We start from the raw sequence: 16,628 nt of genomic DNA, 5'->3' as shown, positions 1-16,628 counted from the left end.
CGTGACGAGAGGAAATCCCATGTCCTCCCCTGACCCGACGTCCGCCGGCGGTCCCGGCCGCGTGCTCGCGGTCTGCACGGTGCACGCCGATCTCGCGGTGCCGGGCCGCGTCGGCAAATCGGCGATCGACAAGCGGCCGCGGCCGGACCGGGTGGCGGTCCGCGCGCTCGGACTCGACCGCGACCACGTCTGCGACACCGCCCACCACGGCGGCGCCAACCAGGCCGTCTACGCCTACGCCGACCACGACGCGCGCCGTTGGGGCGAGGAACTCGGCCGCGAACTGCCGTGGGGCTGGTTCGGGGAGAACCTGCGCATCGAGGGCATCGCGGTCAGTGACGCGGTGCTCGGCGCGCACTGGGCCATCGGGGACACGCTGCTCGAGGTGAGCGCGCCGCGTGTGCCGTGCGCGACCTTCGGCCACTGGTCGCGGGAGCGGCAGTGGGTCAAGCGGTTCGCTCGGCGCGGTGACACGGGCGCGTATTTCCGGGTGCTCACCGAGGGCACGATCGGGGCGGGCGACACCGTCGAGATCGTGCACACCCCCGCGCACGGGATCACCGTGCGCGACTTGTTCCACGGCACGGACATGGACCGACTCGCGGTACTGCTCGCCGAGGAGCCCACGCTCTCCGACGACGTGCGGATGCAGATCGACCGGCACGCCCGCAGGCACGCGAACGCCGCACAGCGCTCCGGCGAACTCGCGGCGGAGGCGAGCTGATGGGCGTCGAACTGGTCGAGGTGGTGCGGTCCGGGTTCCGCGAATGCGTGCACCGCGGGTCGGTGGTGGTGCTCGACGCCGACGGCGAGCCCACGCGCGAACTCGGCGAGGTGCACCTGCCGATCTTCCCGCGCTCGACCAACAAGCCGTTGCAGGCGATCACCCTGCTGCGCAATGGCTTCGAACCGGTCGACGAGGCCGAACTCGCGATCGCCACCGCCTCGCACTTCGGCGAGCCCGACCATCTCGCGCTGGTCCGTCGGCTGCTGGACCGTTTCGGTTTCACCGAGGACGACCTGGCCTGCCCGCCCGACCTGCCGTTCGAGGACAGGGCGCGGGCGGCCGCGCTGGCCGACGGCCCGCGCCGGATCTACATGAACTGCTCCGGCAAGCACGCCGCGATGCTCGCCACCTGCGCGATCAACGGGTGGCCCACCGAGGGCTACCTCGATCGCGCACATCCGCTGCAACAGTCGGTGATCGCCACCGTCACCGAACTGACCGGCGAACCCGAGACCGATCTGGGCATCGACGGGTGCGGCCTGCCGATCATCCCGGTCTCGCTGATCAACCTCGCCCGCGCCTTCGCCGCCATGGCCACCGGCGATCCCGGGACGCCGGGACGCCGGGTGGCGGAGGCGATCCGGGCGAATCCGCGCGTGATCTCCGGCACCAACGGTCCCGACCTGCTGACGATGTCGGCCACGCCCGGCCTGTTCTGCAAGATCGGCGCGGACGGTGTGCACGCGGGTGCGCTGCCCGACGGTCGGGCTTTCGCCTACAAGATCGAGGACGGCCACGACCGCGCGCGCATACCGCTGACGCTGGCCATTCTGCATCGAATGGGTATCGATTGGACCGACGCGCACGCGGAATTGGCGGCCCTTCCCGTGCTCGGCGGCGCGGCCCGAGTGGGGGTGATCAGGGCCGTCCCCGGAATCCTCGGCTAGTCCGAATAGCACGATCGACGGCGAAGGGCCGGCAAACGGCGGCCCTTCCCGAGCTCTTCGCCCACTCCTGGAAGCGCGACCGCCGGACACACGCTAAAGTGTCTGACAGGAAGAGTATTAATTCGAACGGGGCCGCCAACAAACCCCAGGCCGCCCCGCAGTGACGCGAGGGGGTCAGCCATGGGCCGTGGCCGGGCTAAGGCAAAGCAGACCAAGGTCGCACGTGAGCTGAAGTACAGCTCAGCGCCGACCGACTTCGCGAGCCTTCAGCGCGAGCTGTCGGGTAGCCCCAACTCCCCACGGAGTGGTGGTGTGCTGTCCGATGAGCACGACGCGGACGCGTCCTCATCCCGGTGGGAAGAGGACGACGACTACGACGAATGGCGCCGCTGACCACGGATTTCTACGCGTGAAGGGGGAGGCCGACGGGCCTCCCCCTTCAAACGTTGACAGCCGTGGCGCGGACATCGCCTTAGAGGCTTGCCGAACGGCATCTGCGTCCCACATCCGATGTGGGACGCCGGTGTGATTTCTGCCGTTCCCGTGCGGGAACACCGGATTGTGGCCGATCCGACACACGCGAGAACCCCGTGGGCGGCGCCCACGGGGTTCTTCGTCTCAGCCGACCTCCCGGTCAGAAGCGCGGGTGTTCGCCCACCAGCAGCGCGCGCACCGCGTCGTCGTCCTTGGCCTTCTTGACCGAACCGAGCGTCCAGCATTCGATGTGCCGGGCGGTCAGCACCGCCAGGGCGCGGTCCACGTCCTCCGGCGCGACGACGGCGACCATGCCGACGCCCATGTTGAAGGTCTTCTCCATCTCGACCCGGTCCACCCGGCCGCGCTGGGCGATCATCTTGAACACCGGCGCGGGATTCCAGGTGCCGCGGTCCAATTCGGCCATCAGGCCCGCGGGCAGTACCCGGCCCAGGTTGGCGGCCAGACCGCCGCCGGTGACGTGGGCGAAGGTGCGCACGTCGGTCTCGGCGATGAGCGCCAGGCAGTCCTTGGCGTAGATGCGGGTCGGCTCGAGCAGTTCCTCGCCGAGCGTGCGGCCGAACTCCTCGACGTGCCCGGTCAGCGACATGCGGTCGATCTCGAGCAGGACCCGGCGGGCCAGGCTGTAGCCGTTGGAGTGCAGGCCGGAGGAGCCCATGGCGATCACCACGTCGCCGGGGCGGACCCGCTCGGGGCCCAGCACCGAATCGGCCTCGACCACTCCGACGCCCGTGGCGGACAGGTCGTAGTCGTCGGGATCCATCAGACCCGGATGTTCGGCCGTCTCGCCGCCGAGCAGCGCGCACCCGGCCTTCACACAGCCCTCGGCGATGCCGGAGACCAGTTCGGCGACCTTCTCCGGGACGACCTTGCCGATGGCGATGTAGTCCTGCAGGAACAGCGGCTCCGCACCGCAGACCACCAGGTCGTCGACCACCATGGCGACCAGGTCGAGACCGACCGTGTCGTGCTTGTCCATGGCCTGCGCGACCGCGATCTTCGTGCCGACGCCGTCGGTGGAGGCCGCGAGCAACGGCTCGCGGTAACCGCCCTTGAGTGCGAACAAACCGGCGAATCCGCCGAGTCCGCCCTGCACTTCGGGACGGCTCGCCTTCTTCGCCAATGGTCCGAACAACTCGACTGCGCGGTCACCGGCTTCGATGTCCACGCCTGCCGCGGCGTAGGAAGCGCCGCTGGGGGTCTGTTCAGTCATTTTCGGGGAAAGCTCCAAACCGAATCGGCGGATAGATGCCTGCTCACGCTACCGGAGCCGGTTCACGGCTCAGCCGCTACCCGCGACTCTCCCGCTCGGTGAGAGCCGCGTATCCACGGTTTCCGGGCTCGCGCGGCCAGGAATTCATTGTGCCGGCCCACGGCCGCGCGAGGGGTCGGTCCCGCACAGTGTGAGAGGGTCGGGACCGGATCGACTCACCGCGCGATCAGGGTCGGCTCAGGGCACTCGCATTCGCGTTCTCGCCCAACAGCATTGCCTCGGACTGTCCGGTGAGCACACCTTCGAGGACGTTCTTGCCGATCGCGGCCTCGGCGGGCAGCGGGATCGGGTACTTGCCGTCGAAACACGCGCAACACAGGCGCGATCGCGGTTGCTCGGTGGCCGCGATCATGCCCTCGGTGGAGATGTAGCCGAGGCTGTCGGCGCCGATGGAGCGGCGCACGCCCTCGATCATCTCCTCGTAGCTGTCGTGGGCGCCCGCGCCGTTGGCGATCAACTCCGCGCGGGAGGCGAAGTCGATGCCGTAGAAGCAGGGCCAGCGGACCGGCGGCGAGGCGATGCGGACGTGGATCTCCAGCGCGCCCGCCTCGCGCAGCATGCGGATCAGCGCGCGCTGGGTGTTGCCGCGCACGATCGAATCGTCGACCACGATCAACCGCTTACCCCGGATGACCTCGCGCAACGGGTTGAGCTTGAGTCGGATGCCGAGTTGGCGGATGGTCTGGCTCGGCTGGATGAACGTGCGCCCGACATAGGCGTTCTTCATCAGGCCCTGCCCGTACGGCACACCCGAACCCTGCGCGTAGCCGACGGCGGCGGGGGTGCCCGATTCCGGGACCGGGATGACCAGGTCCGCCTCGACCGGGCTCTCCAGCGCCAGCCTGCGGCCGATCTCCACGCGGGTGGAATGCACCGAACGGCCCGCGATGGTGGTGTCGGGGCGGGCCAGATAGACGTACTCGAAGACGCAGCCCTTGGGTTCGGGGTTGGCGAAACGGCTCGACCGCACGCCCTCGGCGTCGATCGCCAGCAGTTCGCCCGGCTCGATCTCGCGGACGAAGGCCGCGCCGACGATGTCCAGGGCCGCCGTCTCGCTGGCCACCACCCACCCGCGGTCCAGGCGGCCCAGGCACAGCGGACGCACACCGTGCGGGTCGCGCGCGGCGTAGAGGGTGTGCTCGTCCATGAAGGTGAGGCAGAACGCGCCCTTCAGCGTGGGCAGCAGTTCCATGGCAGCCTGCTCGATGCTCGAATCGGCGGCGGCGTGGGCCAGCAGCGCCGTCACCACATCGGAGTCGGAGGTCGCGGCGGGCTGGGCGCGTCCGCTCGCCGGCGAATTGCCGAGCAGGCCGTATTCGCGGGCCCGGCTGGCCAATTCGGCGGTGTTCACCAGGTTGCCGTTGTGGCCGAGCGCGAGCCCCGACCCGACGGAGGTGGTGCGGAAGATCGGCTGGGAGTTCTCCCAGGTGACCCCGCCGGTGGTGGAGTAGCGGCAGTGGCCGACGGCAATGTGGCCCGGCATGGCGGCCAAGGTCTGCTCGTCGAAGACTTGGCTGACCAGACCCAGATCCTTGAAGACCAGGATCTGCGAACCGTCCGAGACCGCGATGCCCGCGGCCTCCTGGCCACGGTGTTGCAGCGCATACAGGCCGTAGTAGGTGAGCTTGGCCACATCCTCGCTCGGAGCCCAGACTCCGAAGACTCCGCACTCCTCGCGGGGCTCGTTCTCCTCGACATCGGGACCGGCGGAAAGCGCGGTTCCGACGGCGGTGAGTGGCAGAGAATCGCTGGACACCGTCATGTCGGCGTTGGTCACCGTTTGCTCCCTGTTCGGGCGGGCTGGGGGCATAGGTCATTCTACGGGTGAAAGCGATGCCGCGATCACCGCCGCCGCGAGCGCACAGCAATCGCCCGGCGATGTTGCCCGATTCGGGACCGACCAACTGTTAGCGTCGCCGCCTGTGACGACTACGGACAGTGGGAGCACGGCACGCGACGGACGACAGCGCTCGGGACCCCGATTCTGGCTCCGCACGACAGGTGCGCCGGTGGTCGTTCTCGCCCTGCTGACCACGCTGCTGGGCATCATGTACCTCGATTACGTCATCGATCCGGAGAAGAACCTGCACCACTTCCCGATCGCCCTGGTCAACCAGGACGTCGGTGACGCGCTCGGCCCGCAGGGGCAGCAGGTCACCTTCGGGAACCAGGTCGCCGCGGGTTTGCGGGAGGCCGTGCCCGCCGATCAGATCGATCTGCGCGAACTCGGCATCGCCGAAGCGGAGCGGCAGATGCGCTCCGGCGAGGTCTACGGCGCGATCGTCATCCCGGGCGACTTCACCAAACGCCTCGGCATCCTCGGGGTCGCGAGCGTGGTCGCCGGTCAGGTGGAGCAGCCGATCATAACCTTGCAGACCAATCCGCGCACCGGCGCGTTCGCGACCTCGATCGTGAGCCGGATCGGCGCGCAGGTCTTCCCCCGCGTCAACCAACAGGTCGGGGCGCAACTCACCGACCAGGTGAAATCCCAGCTCGCGGCGACGCCCGCCGGAGCGCCCGCACCCGAGATCAGCGGGGCGGCGGCCGTGACCCTGGCCAGTCCGCTCCACCTCGTCGTCGAGGAATTCCATCCGCTGCCCAGCGGCACCGGACAGGGACTCACCGCGTTCTTCTACGCGCTGCTGCTGCTGTTGGTCGGCGTGGTCGGGTCGATGACCATCCACACCATGGTCGACGCCGGACTCGGATTCGTCCCGACCGAATACGGCCCCTGGTACGTGCACTATCCCCCGACCCCGATCTCCCGCTTCACCACCCTGCTCGTCAAATGGGGCGTGATGGCGGTCGTGGCGGCGCTGGTCTCCGGGATCTACGTGCTGGTCGCCCACACGCTCGGCATGCCGCTCGAGGAACCACTGGCCCTGTACCTCTACGGCGCGTTCGCGATCCTCGCCGTCGGCGTCACCGGCCTGTCCATCCTGGCCGCGATCGGCTCGGCCGGTCTGCTGGTCAACCTGATCCTGTTCATCATCCTGGGACTGCCCTCCTCCGGCGGCACCGTCCCCATCGAAGCGACACCCCGCTACTTCGGCTGGCTGTCCAATTTCGAACCCATGCACCAGGTCTTCCTCGGCATCCGCTCCATCCTCTACTTCGACGCCCAACTCGAAGCCGGCCTCGCCCGCGCCGCCTGGATGACCCTTTTGGGCCTCTGCCTCGGCCTGATCCTCGGCGCCACCGTCTCCCGCTACTACGACCACAAGGGCCTCACCCGCCGCACCAACTCCCCCACCACCCCACCCCCGGGCACCATCCCCCCTGGCTGATCGCGGGAGGCGGGGCCAAGGCTTGGGATCAGGGTGCGGTTAAGGGTTCGCGGGTGGGGGGTGGGTTTGTAGCGTGACCTCGCGGCAGGTGGTGATGAGGTGACGGCGAGGGGCGACAGCAGCGCGGGGGCGGTTCTGCGCGCGGTGCTCGCGGCCGGTCCGTTGCCGCGCAGCGCGGTCGCGAAGTGGGTGGGGTTGTCGCCGGCGACCGTCACGTGGCAGACGCGGGCGTTGGTGGAGGCCGGGCTGCTGGTCGAGTTGCCGGAGACGGTGGCGGGCTCGGGGGTGGTGATCTCGGTGCACGTCGCGGCGACGCGGACGACGGTGGCCGTGGTGGATCTGGGTGGCGGACTGCGCTGGTCTCGGCAAGATGATGCAGAACGCCCAGAACTACGGCCAAGCCGATGTGATCCTGGTCGGGCTCGCCGTCTACGGCACGTTCGGTCTGGTCTCCGACGCCGGTATCCGCCTGCTGGAACGAAAGGTGCTGTCGTGGCGACGGACGATCGCGGGGTAGGCGTGCGGGTGCGGCGATTGACCCGCCGCTTCGGTGACCGCACGGTGCTCGACGGTGTCGACCTGCATCTGCCCGCCGGACAGTTCGTCGCGCTGCTCGGGCGCAGCGGGTCGGGCAAGAGCACACTGCTGCGCGCGCCGGCCGGTCTCGACTACGACGTCGAGGGGTCGGGGCAGTTGAGTGTGCCCGCGAAAACGGCGGTGGTTTTCCAGGATTCGCGGCTGCTGCCGTGGCAGCGGGTGCTGGCCAACGTCCGCTACGGTCAGCCGCGCTCGCAGCGCGCGGCGGCGGTGCGCACCCTGGCCGAGGTCGGGTTGGCGGGCCGGGAACGCGCCTGGCCCAACGAGTTGTCCGGCGGTGAGCAGCAGCGGGTCTCGCTGGCCCGCGCGCTGGTCGGCGAACCGGATCTGCTGCTGGCCGACGAACCGTTCGGCGCGCTGGACGCGCTGACCCGGATCAAGATGCACGAACTGCTGCGCGAACTCGTCGCCCGGCACAAGCCGACGGTGCTGCTGGTCACCCACGACGTGGACGAGGCGATCGCGTTGGCCGAGCGGGTGCTGGTCCTGGACGAGGGCCGCATCGGCGTGGACGTGCCGATCGACCTGTCCTCGCGCACCGATCCGACCCTGCCCGAATTCCAGCGGGTGCGCCGCACCCTGCTCGCGGCGCTCGGCGTCGCGCCCGCCGCCGCGTGACGGCACGAAAGGAAACACCGTGAGTAGACAACTGCACCTCAACGCCTTCCTGATGTCGGTGGGCCATCACGAGGCGGCGTGGCGGCTGCCCGAGAGCGACCCGCACGCCCACATCGACATCGACCACTACGTGCGACTGGCCCGCACCGCCGAACGCGGCAAACTGGATTCGATCTTCTTCGCCGATTCCCCCGTGCTGATGGGCGATCCGGGCAGGCGACCGGGCGGCAAGCTGGAGCCGACGGTGATCCTCACCGCCGTCGCCGTGCAGACCAGCCGCATCGGTCTCATCGCGACCGCCTCCACCAGCTACAACGACCCCTACAACCTGGCACGCCGGTTCGCCTCGGTGGACTGGGTCAGCAATGGACGCGCAGGCTGGAACATCGTCACCACGGCGGGCGCGGACGCCGCGCGCAACTTCGGTCTGGACGACACCCCCGATCATCGCGTCCGCTACGAGAAGGCCGCCGAATTCGTGGAGGTCTCGACCAAGCTGTGGGACAGCTGGGCCGACGACGCCGTGATCGGCGACAAGGAGATCGGCGTGCACGCCGACGCCGCCAAGGTGCGCCCGATCGGGCACGTCGGCGAGTTCTTCAAGGTCGAGGGCCCGCTGAACGTGCCGCGCCCGCCGCAGGGCTACCCGCTGCTGGTGCAGGCCGGTTCCTCCGAGGACGGCAAGGATTTCGCGGCCCGCTACGCCGAGGCGGTGTTCACCGCGCAGCAGACCCTCGAGGACGGCATCGCCTTCTACACCGATCTCAAGCGGCGCACCGCGGCGGCGGGCCGCGACCCGGACACCATCAAGATCCTGCCCGGCATCGTGCCGGTGATCGGGGACACCGAGGAGCAGGCCCGTGCCTTGGACGACGAACTCGCGCGCCTGATCTCGCCGGAATTCGCCCGCAGGCAACTGGCGGAACGGTTCCGGCTGCCGGTGGACGACCTCGACCTGGACAGCGAACTGCCCGCGGAGCTGCCCACCGAGGACGAGATCGAGGGGGCCAAGAGCCGCTTCACCCTGATCGTGAACCTGGCCCGGCGCGAACGGCTCCCCCTGCGTCAGCTGATCGCGCGGTTGGGCGGCGGGCGCGGGCACCGCACCTTCGCGGGCACCCCGGTGCAGGTGGCCGACACCATCGAGGAGTGGTTCGCCGCGGGCGCCGCCGACGGATTCAACATCATGCCCGCGGTACTACCCTCGGGATTGGACAGATTCGTCGATCAGGTGGTGCCGATCCTGCAACAGCGTGGCCTCTTCCGAACCGAATACACCGAGACGACCTTGCGCGGACACTACGGACTGGACCGCCCCGCCAACCAGTTCGAGGCCGCGAACTCGCTCGTGAACGCCCGATGAGCGACCCGGAAGCCTGTAGTCCGGCGTCGGGCGGCTGGCTGGGCTATCTGGCCCGCCGCTGCCTGGCGCATCCGCGCCTGGTGGCGGGGGCAGCGGTGGGCGCGGTGGCCGCCGCCCTGCTCACCGCGGCGCTGCCGCTGATCGTGCGGCACGTGGTCGACACGTTGACCACCACCGCCGCCTCGGTCGTGCCGTGGGCGGCGCTGCTGCTCGCGCTCGGCCTGATCCGGTTCGGCTGCTCCTATCTGCGCCGGGTCAGTTCGTCGAAACTGTCCCTGGGCGTACAGCACGACCTGCGCCGCGACCTGTTCGCGGCGCTGTTGCGTCTGGACGGGCGCGCGCAGGCGCGGTTGCAGACCGGTCAGGTGGTCAGCCGCGCGATCACCGACGTCACGTTGATCCAGATGTTCCTGCAACTGCTGCCGATCGTGTTCGGCAACGTGACGCTGCTGATCGCGGTGCTGGTGCTGATGGCGTCGATGTCACCGGCGCTGACAGTGATCGCGCTGTTGGTGGTGCCCGCGCTGTGGTTCATCACCCGCCGCAGCCAGCGCGAACTGTTCCCCGCGAACTGGGACACCCAGGCCAGGGCCGCCGAGGTCGCGATCCGGGTGGAGGCGGCCGTCGCGGGCGTGCGCGTGGTGAAGGGCTTCGGGCAGGAACGCCACGAACTCGACGGACTCGCGGGCGCGGCGCGTGACCTGTACCGCTCGCGCCTGCGCGTGACGCGCATCACCAGCCGTTTCACCCCGGCCATGCAGGCCGTGCCCGCGATCGGCCAGGCGCTGATCCTGGTCGTCGGCGGTTTGCTCGCGCTGCGGCAGTCCGTGTCACTGGGCACCTTCCTGGCGTTCATGACCTATCTGGGCGCGTTCGTCAGCCCGATCCGGCAGTTCTCGATGCTGCTGTCGGTCAGCCAGCAGGGCCGTGCCTCGCTGGACCGGGTGCGCGAAGTCATCGAAGCGCCGGCGCCGCCCACGGTGTCGGCCGCCGCGCCCGCCACCGACACGACCCCGCCGAGCATCGAATTCCGCGGCGTCCGTTTCGCCTTCGACGCCACCACCGTGCTCGACGGCCTCGATCTCACCGTCGAATCCGGGCACACCGTGGCGATCGCGGGCGGTGCGGGCAGCGGTAAATCCACCCTCGCGCACCTGATCCCGCGCCTGGTCGATCCGGACGCGGGCGCGGTGCTGTTCGACGGCGTCGACATCAAGCGGATGCCCGACGTCCGGGCCCGGGTGGCGATGGTGTTCGAGGACACCCAACTGATGGCCGACACCGTGCGCGCCAACGTCGCCTACGGTGACCCCGACGCCGACGACGACCGCGTCTGGCACACGCTGCACCTGGCCGCCGCCGACGAGTTCGTCCGCAACCTGCCCGAGGGCCTCGACACCAGGATCGGCGAACGCGGACAGCGACTCTCCGGCGGTCAGCGCCAGCGGATCGCGCTCGCGCGGGCCCTGCTCACCGACGCGCCCGTGCTGGTCCTCGACGACGCCACCTCGGCCATCGACGCCAGGGTGGAGGAGCAGATCTTCGCCAGGATCGCGGGCGAGGTGCGCCGCCGCACCACCCTCGTCGTGGCGCACCGCATCTCGACCCTCGGCCTCGCCGACCGGGTCGTGGTGCTCGACGGCGGGCGTGTCGCCGAATCCGGCACCCTGGAACACCTGCGCGAATCCGGCGACCTGTTCCGCGCCCTGTTCACCCCGCCCGAGGTCGACGGCATCGGCGACGCGCACGCCACCCGGACACGGCAACCCACCGCGCCGTTGTGGGTCGAACCCGCGGGCATCGATGACGACTCCACCACCCGCGCACTGGAACAGGCGGCCACCGCCTTCGCCCAACGCGCGGCGGGCGCGCCCACCGGACTCGGGCGCGCGGGCGGCGGCGGCATGATGAGTTCGGCGCCGCCCAGCGGCGACGTGCGCGCGCTCATCGAGAGTCTGCCGCCGCTGCGCGGCGAACCCGAGGTGCCCGAGAGCTTCTCGCACACGCCCGACCGCGCATTCGATCTGGGTCGTCTGCTGCGTCCGTTCCGCGCACCGCTGCTGGCCGGTCTGGCGCTGGTCGCGCTGGACGCCTTCGCCCAGATCCTGGTCCCGTTCCTGGTCCGCTACGGCATCGACCACGGGGTTCTGGCCGGGGCGCGCGACGTATTGCTGATCGCGGCGGGCGCCGCACTGGCGGTCGCGGTACTCGACTGGTTGCTGACCATCGCGCAGGTGCGGGTCGCCGGACGAGCCAGTGAACGGCTGATCTACGGACTGCGCGTCAAGGCGTTCGCGCACCTGCAACGCCTCGGGTTGCGCTACTACGAACGCGAACTCGGCGGCCGGATCATGACCAGGATGACCTCCGACGTCGACGGTCTCTCGGCCTTCCTCCAGACCGGCCTTGCCACCGCGCTGACCAGTTCGATGACCATCGCGGGCGTCGTGGTGGCGCTGCTGGTGGTCGACGCCGACCTCGCGCCGGTCGTGCTGATCCTGCTGCCGCTGCTCGCGGTCGCGACGGTGCTGTTCCGGCGGGCCTCCACCCCCGCCTACAACCTGGCGCGCGAACGGGTCAGCGCGGTCAACGCCTACCTCCAGGAGAACGTCGACACCATCGAGGTCACCCAGGCGTATCGCCGGGAAGCCCGCAACCAGGCCGAATTCGAGCGGCGGTCCTGGGCCTACCGGAACGCGCGCCTGCGCAGTCAGGTCCTGATGGCGGTGTTCTTCCCGTTCATCGAACTGCTGTCGGTGTGCGCGACCGCGGCCGTGCTGGCCGTGGGTGTGCACCAGGTCCGCGCCGACGTCATCACCGTCGGCACACTCATCGCGTTCCTGCTCTACATCGACCTGCTGTTCGCGCCCATCCAACAACTCTCGCAGGTCTTCGACAGCTATCAGCAGGCCGTGGTCGGGGTGAACCGACTCGGCGAGTTGTTCCGCACCGAGGTCGACACCCCTGATTCGCCGTCGGCGCGACCGGTCGACGGACTGCGCGGCGAGATCGTCCTGCGCGGACTGGGATTCGCCTACGACGCCGACGCCGAACCGGTCCTCTCCGACGTCGACCTGCGCATCCCGGCCGGGCACACGGTCGCGCTGGTCGGCGAGACCGGCGCGGGGAAATCCACGCTGGTCAAACTGATCGCCCGGTACTACGACCCCACCGCGGGCGCGGTCCTCGTCGACGGAACCGACCTGCGCGACTACCGGTTGCCGGAATTCCGCAAACGGCTCGGCGTGGTGCCGCAGGAACCGTTCCTGTTCGGCGACACCGTGCGCGCCGCCATCGCCTACGGACGCCCCGACGCCGGACCGGCCGATATCGAATGGGCCGCGCGGGCGGTCGGCGCGCACGAGATGATCGCCGCGCTCGAACACGGGTACTACCAACCGATCGGCGAACACGGACGCAACCTGTCGGCCGGTCAACGCCAACTGCTCGCACTGGCCCGCGCGCAACTCGTCGAACCCGACATCCTGATCCTGGACGAGGCGACCGCCTCCCTCGATCTGGCGACCGAGGCGCGGGTGCGCGCCGCCGTGGACGTGCTCACCGCGGGTCGCACCACGATCGTCGTCGCGCACCGGTTGGCGACCGCCGCCGACGCCGACCTGGTCGCGGTCGTGGGGGCGGGGCGGTTGCTCCAGGTCGGCACCCACACCGACCTGCTCGCCGAAGCGGGACCGTACCGGGATCTGTGGGCCGCCTACGTCGGCGACGGACGCGAACCCGCGCGCGCCTGAGCGGTCAAGGACGGGCCGGGCGGGCGATCGGCATCCACTGCGCGATCTCCCCCGCCCGGCTTCCCGACGCCGACACCGCCCCCGACTCCACCGCCGCGTCGAACTCCAGCAACCCCGTCGCCAGCAGCAACCACGTGCGCGGATCGGTCTCCACCACGTTCGGCGGCGTCCCCCGGGTGTGCCGCGGACCCTGCACACACTGCACCGCCACGAACGGCGGCACCCTGACCTCCACCGAATGTCCGGGCGCGATCGAGGCCAACGTCCGCGCGGTCGCCCGCACCGCCGCCCCCAGGACGCTGCGCCCCGGCTTTTCCGCCGCGCCGTCGAGCAACCACGCGCTCACCGCGTCCACCGCCGCCCGCAACTCCCCCGCGTCCACACTTCCACGTCCAGCCACCCGGCCGAGCCTACCGAGGCGCGGACGGCGCATTGCCGCTGTCGCGGGCGGTTCCGATTCTCAGGGTGCCGGTCGAATCGCCGGCGCGAGCCCATCGACGGCTCTCGGTGGGCTCAAACGGCGCCGGCCGCTCAGCGAGCCCTTCTTCGTTCCTATGTGGCGCGCATCACAGTGCGCACTATTCCGAAATGATTACGTTTCACCTTTGCCGCTGCCTACTGTGAGTTCTCCGACGTGATGTATCGGAATGCTTCGGTCGCAGAGGAATTCGCATGAAACGACTTCTCACCACCGGTCTCGTCCTGGCCGCCGCCACCGCTGTCGCGACAGCGCCCGCGCGGGCCGAGGGATTGGCACTGGTCGACAGTCCGAGCTCGGGCAGCGCCGAGGTGGTGCCCGATTGCTTCAACGGGCCGATGGTCCAGTTCAACGGCACCGGATCGGCCGTCCTGGACATCGGCGCGGAACTGGGGGCGGTCGTCGCCCTCTCGGTATACCCCGGCCTGCCCAGCGGCAGCGGTGCGGACGCCGCGGTCGACGGCCCGTGCGCCGACACGGACGAACGAGGCTACGTGACGAGGTTGCTGACCTTCCTGCACTCGGGCTCCGCACACCAGTGATGCCTGTGTCGCCCACTCCCGCTGGTCGTGATGCCCGGGGCGGGACAACCTCCCCGGACATCACAGCTGGTCCGTCCGATCGGCGGGGGTGTCGGGCGCGAGGAGGGCGCGGGCGAGGCGGGGGGCGAGCACTCCGCCCGCGTTGAGGGCCAGGTGCAGGAGGGCCGGGGCGGTGGCGCTGCCCGCGCGGCGGGCGAGCAGGCCGAACAGCAGGCCGCCCGCGCCGGTGGTGAGGACGGTGAGCGGGACGTTGTCGCCGGCCGCTCGGGCCGGGGCGATATGCCAGAGGCCGAAGACACCGGCGGCGGCGACGGGGCCGAGTCGGGAGCCGAGGGCTTGGTCCAGCAAGGGGTCGAGGGTGGCGCGGAAGATCAGTTCCTCGCTGTAGACGGTGCCCAGCGGGATGTGCACGGTCACCCATTCGAGCGGGTCGGTGTCCGCGTCGCGGGCGGCGAAGACGGCCAGCCCGGCGCGCAGCGCGGGAACGGCGACGGCGAGCGCGTAACCCGCGGTGACCCCGGCGGCTGCGAACGCGCCGTAGCGCAGACCGCGCGGCGCGCACCAGCGCGGCGCACCGCCCAGTACGGCCGCGTAGCCGGTGGCGAACGCGGCGTTGACCGCGGTGCGTCCGCGCTGGTCCAGCGGCAGGGCCGGGCGCACGACGTTGCTCCACAGCAGCGGCGCGACCACGGCGGCGGCGAGCCGCAACCGGCTCATTTGGTCTCCCGCTCGTAGTCCTCGGCCGACTCCAACTGGAACCGGATGCGTTCGGCCAGTTCGGGATTCCAGCCCGGCGGTTCCGCTATGGCGGCCCAACCGTCGAGCACCAGGCTGCCGTAGCGGTGCCCGTGGCCGTCGGAGACGCCCTGGGCGTTGGTGAGATCGGCGGCGACCTGCCAGAACGTCACGAACGGCCACCAGCGCATCTGCGTGGACACATCCGAGCCGCGCGGTTCGGACAGCCAATCCGGTTGGGAGAAGATCAGATCCGTCGACCACCAGACGATCGGGTCGGAGGCGTGCTGGAGGTAGGCGATGCGCGGCGGTCGCCATTCGGTGTCGGGTCGCGCGAGATCGTCACTGTCGGAGGCGAATCGGACCACCAGACCGTCGGCGTAGATCGGCTCGACCTCCCGCGAACCCGGGTCGCGGCGCGAGATGAGCTGATCCCACAGGCGATTGGAGTTGGGCGGTCCCACCCACAGCGCGCCGTCGACCTTGGCGCGCAGGTCCGCGAGCCCGTCGAAGGCCGCCTCCGAGCCCTGGGACCCCAGGCTCTCCCCGTAGACGAACAGCTTCGGCCGCTTGTCCTGCGGGCGCGCGGACCACCTCTGGTACACGGCGTCGAACAGGTCGCGGCCCGCGGCGGCCGCCTTCTCCTTGTCCGACAAGAACGACAGCACACTGGGCAGATACGAGTACTGGGTGGCCACGATCGCGGTGTCCCCGCCGTACATGTACTCGACGGCCCCCACCGCCATCGAATTCACCCATCCGGTGCCCGTGGTGGTGACCACGACCAGCACCCTCCGATCGAATCCGCCCGCGCGCTCGAGTTCGTCGACCGCCAGTGCGGCTTGGTCGACGCCCTCGCGCATCGATTCGAGCCCGACGTAGGTCCGGATCGGCTCCAGCGCCTGCGCTCCGGTGACCGCCGCGATCCGACTCCTGGTCGGCCCGTGCGAGACGAACCACCGCCCCTCGAACCCGAGGGTCTCCCACGGTGCCAGCGACTGCGGACTGCCCGAACGCTCCGGCAACTGGGGCTGCACGGCGTTGGGCGAGGTGTGGTCGTTGCGGACGCTGAACGCCGAATTCGCGACGGCGAAGAACGCGCGGGAGGCGACGCCGTTGAACAGCGTGACCGTCAGCACGACCAGCAGCAGGACGCCCGCGGTCGGTGCGAGTTCGCGCGGGATCTTCACCCACCGGTTGAGCTGACGCGCCAGGAACAGCACGATCTCGCGCACCGTGCGGTAGACCGCGACCACCGCGGCGCCGACCGCGAGGCTGAGCCCGCCGGTGCGCAGGTAGGCGGCGGTCTCGGTGCCGACCATGCCCATCAGCGCGGTGATCTCGCGCTGCCAGCGCGCCGACTGCACCAACATCAGCGCCGCCGCCAGCGCGCAGGTGGTGAGCACGGCGGTCTTCACCGCGTAGGCGACCCAGGGCGGCGGCGGGCCGAGCGGGACGCGCGGCCGGATCCACACCCGGTAACCCCACTCGAGCAGGCAGCCGAGTCCGTAGCCGAGCGCCGCGTTGATCCCGCTGATCAGGCCCTGGAACATCCAGTCGCGTGGCACGAGTGAAGGCGTCACCGACAGGGCGAAGAACAGTGTCGCGACCACCAGACCCACGTAGTTGAGGTCGATGATGTCCTCGGCGCGCCGCACCAGCGCGACGCCGCGGGTCCGCAGCGTCGCGAGGGTCGTTGCCGAGCCGAACATCCGAACAGTATGGCGGGCCGGTCCGCGCGCGGGTCGGGTAGGCGGGGTCGCCACGCGGTGCGGTGGGCCGCAGATCACACCGTCGGAGCCCGGATATCGCGC

14 protein-coding genes and 1 pseudogene are annotated in these 16,628 nt (G+C 70.2%); 10 read left to right on the top strand and 5 right to left on the bottom strand.

All coding sequences use genetic code 11. From position 1 onward, the window contains the following. The first annotated feature begins 19 nt into the window (after positions 1-19). From ON30_RS03165 to ON30_RS37100, 3 genes are all read left to right on the top strand, one after another. Positions 20-724 carry an MOSC domain-containing protein gene (locus tag ON30_RS03165; RefSeq protein ID WP_040704043.1) on the top strand — a complete coding sequence of 235 codons (705 nt, stop codon included), beginning with the start codon at positions 20-22 and terminating at the stop codon, positions 722-724. Next, positions 724-1,674 (top strand): asparaginase, encoded by a 951-nt coding sequence (locus ON30_RS03160; protein ID WP_040704041.1) that lies wholly within the window; start codon positions 724-726, stop codon positions 1,672-1,674. The genes ON30_RS03165 and ON30_RS03160 overlap by 1 nt, the downstream gene beginning before the upstream one ends. Before the next feature lie 180 nt (positions 1,675-1,854). Continuing rightward, positions 1,855-2,067, top strand: coding sequence for a DUF3073 domain-containing protein (locus ON30_RS37100; protein ID WP_083911106.1), 213 nt, complete (start codon positions 1,855-1,857; stop codon positions 2,065-2,067). Positions 2,068-2,308: 241 nt separating this feature from the next. Here the strand turns inward: ON30_RS37100 and purM are convergent, their stop codons facing one another. Further along, a complete protein-coding gene (purM, locus tag ON30_RS03155; protein ID WP_040704039.1) occupies positions 2,309-3,382 on the bottom strand; it encodes a phosphoribosylformylglycinamidine cyclo-ligase in 1,074 nt (357 codons plus the stop codon). 226 nt (positions 3,383-3,608) lie between these two features. Beyond that, entirely contained in the window at positions 3,609-5,219 is a 1,611-nt protein-coding gene (gene purF, locus ON30_RS03150) for an amidophosphoribosyltransferase (RefSeq protein ID WP_040704036.1), read from the bottom strand. A 145-nt stretch (positions 5,220-5,364) separates the two neighbouring features. Between purF and ON30_RS03145 the strand changes: the two genes are divergently transcribed. The 6 genes and pseudogenes from ON30_RS03145 to ON30_RS03130 all read left to right on the top strand — a co-directional run bounded on the left by ON30_RS03145 (position 5,365) and on the right by ON30_RS03130 (position 13,059). After that, a complete protein-coding gene (locus ON30_RS03145; protein WP_281004709.1) occupies positions 5,365-6,729 on the top strand; it encodes a YhgE/Pip domain-containing protein in 1,365 nt (454 codons plus the stop codon). A 99-nt stretch (positions 6,730-6,828) separates the two neighbouring features. Then, positions 6,829-6,969, top strand: a pseudogene (locus tag ON30_RS42615) (hypothetical protein); the annotation flags it as partial. Positions 6,970-7,072: 103 nt separating this feature from the next. Beyond that, a complete protein-coding gene (locus tag ON30_RS38325) occupies positions 7,073-7,246 on the top strand; it encodes a hypothetical protein (RefSeq protein ID WP_245553918.1) in 174 nt (57 codons plus the stop codon). Continuing rightward, positions 7,222-7,944, top strand: a complete 723-nt coding sequence (locus tag ON30_RS03140) for an ABC transporter ATP-binding protein (RefSeq protein WP_040704034.1) — start codon at positions 7,222-7,224, stop codon at positions 7,942-7,944. The genes ON30_RS38325 and ON30_RS03140 overlap by 25 nt, the downstream gene beginning before the upstream one ends. A gap of 19 nt (positions 7,945-7,963) precedes the next feature. Continuing rightward, entirely contained in the window at positions 7,964-9,307 is a 1,344-nt protein-coding gene (locus ON30_RS03135) for an LLM class flavin-dependent oxidoreductase (RefSeq protein WP_040704032.1), read from the top strand. After that, positions 9,304-13,059: an ABC transporter ATP-binding protein gene (locus ON30_RS03130; RefSeq protein WP_040704031.1), complete on the top strand. Its 3,756-nt coding sequence runs from the start codon at positions 9,304-9,306 to the stop codon at positions 13,057-13,059. The genes ON30_RS03135 and ON30_RS03130 overlap by 4 nt, the downstream gene beginning before the upstream one ends. Before the next feature lie 4 nt (positions 13,060-13,063). Here the strand turns inward: ON30_RS03130 and ON30_RS03125 are convergent, their stop codons facing one another. Continuing rightward, positions 13,064-13,492, bottom strand: a complete 429-nt coding sequence (locus tag ON30_RS03125; protein WP_051028878.1) for a sterol carrier family protein — start codon at positions 13,490-13,492, stop codon at positions 13,064-13,066. Between the two features lie 239 nt (positions 13,493-13,731). On the opposite strand from ON30_RS03125, the gene ON30_RS03120 reads away from it, so the two are divergent. Continuing rightward, complete coding sequence (locus ON30_RS03120) at positions 13,732-14,079, top strand: hypothetical protein (RefSeq protein ID WP_040704028.1); 348 nt, start codon at positions 13,732-13,734, stop codon at positions 14,077-14,079. Between the two features lie 60 nt (positions 14,080-14,139). Here the strand turns inward: ON30_RS03120 and ON30_RS03115 are convergent, their stop codons facing one another. Both ON30_RS03115 and ON30_RS03110 read right to left on the bottom strand, forming a co-directional pair. Next, a complete protein-coding gene (locus ON30_RS03115; RefSeq protein ID WP_051028877.1) occupies positions 14,140-14,796 on the bottom strand; it encodes a CPBP family glutamic-type intramembrane protease in 657 nt (218 codons plus the stop codon). Beyond that, positions 14,793-16,526 carry an alpha/beta hydrolase gene (locus ON30_RS03110; protein WP_040704027.1) on the bottom strand — a complete coding sequence of 578 codons (1,734 nt, stop codon included), beginning with the start codon at positions 16,524-16,526 and terminating at the stop codon, positions 14,793-14,795. Before ON30_RS03110 ends, ON30_RS03115 begins: the two co-directional genes overlap by 4 nt. Positions 16,527-16,628: the final 102 nt, after the last annotated feature.

Origin of the sequence: Nocardia takedensis NBRC 100417 (assembly GCF_000308695.1) — a bacterium.
Taxonomy (GTDB): domain Bacteria; phylum Actinomycetota; class Actinomycetes; order Mycobacteriales; family Mycobacteriaceae; genus Nocardia; species Nocardia takedensis.
This window is presented reverse-complemented; position numbering and strand designations above follow the sequence as displayed.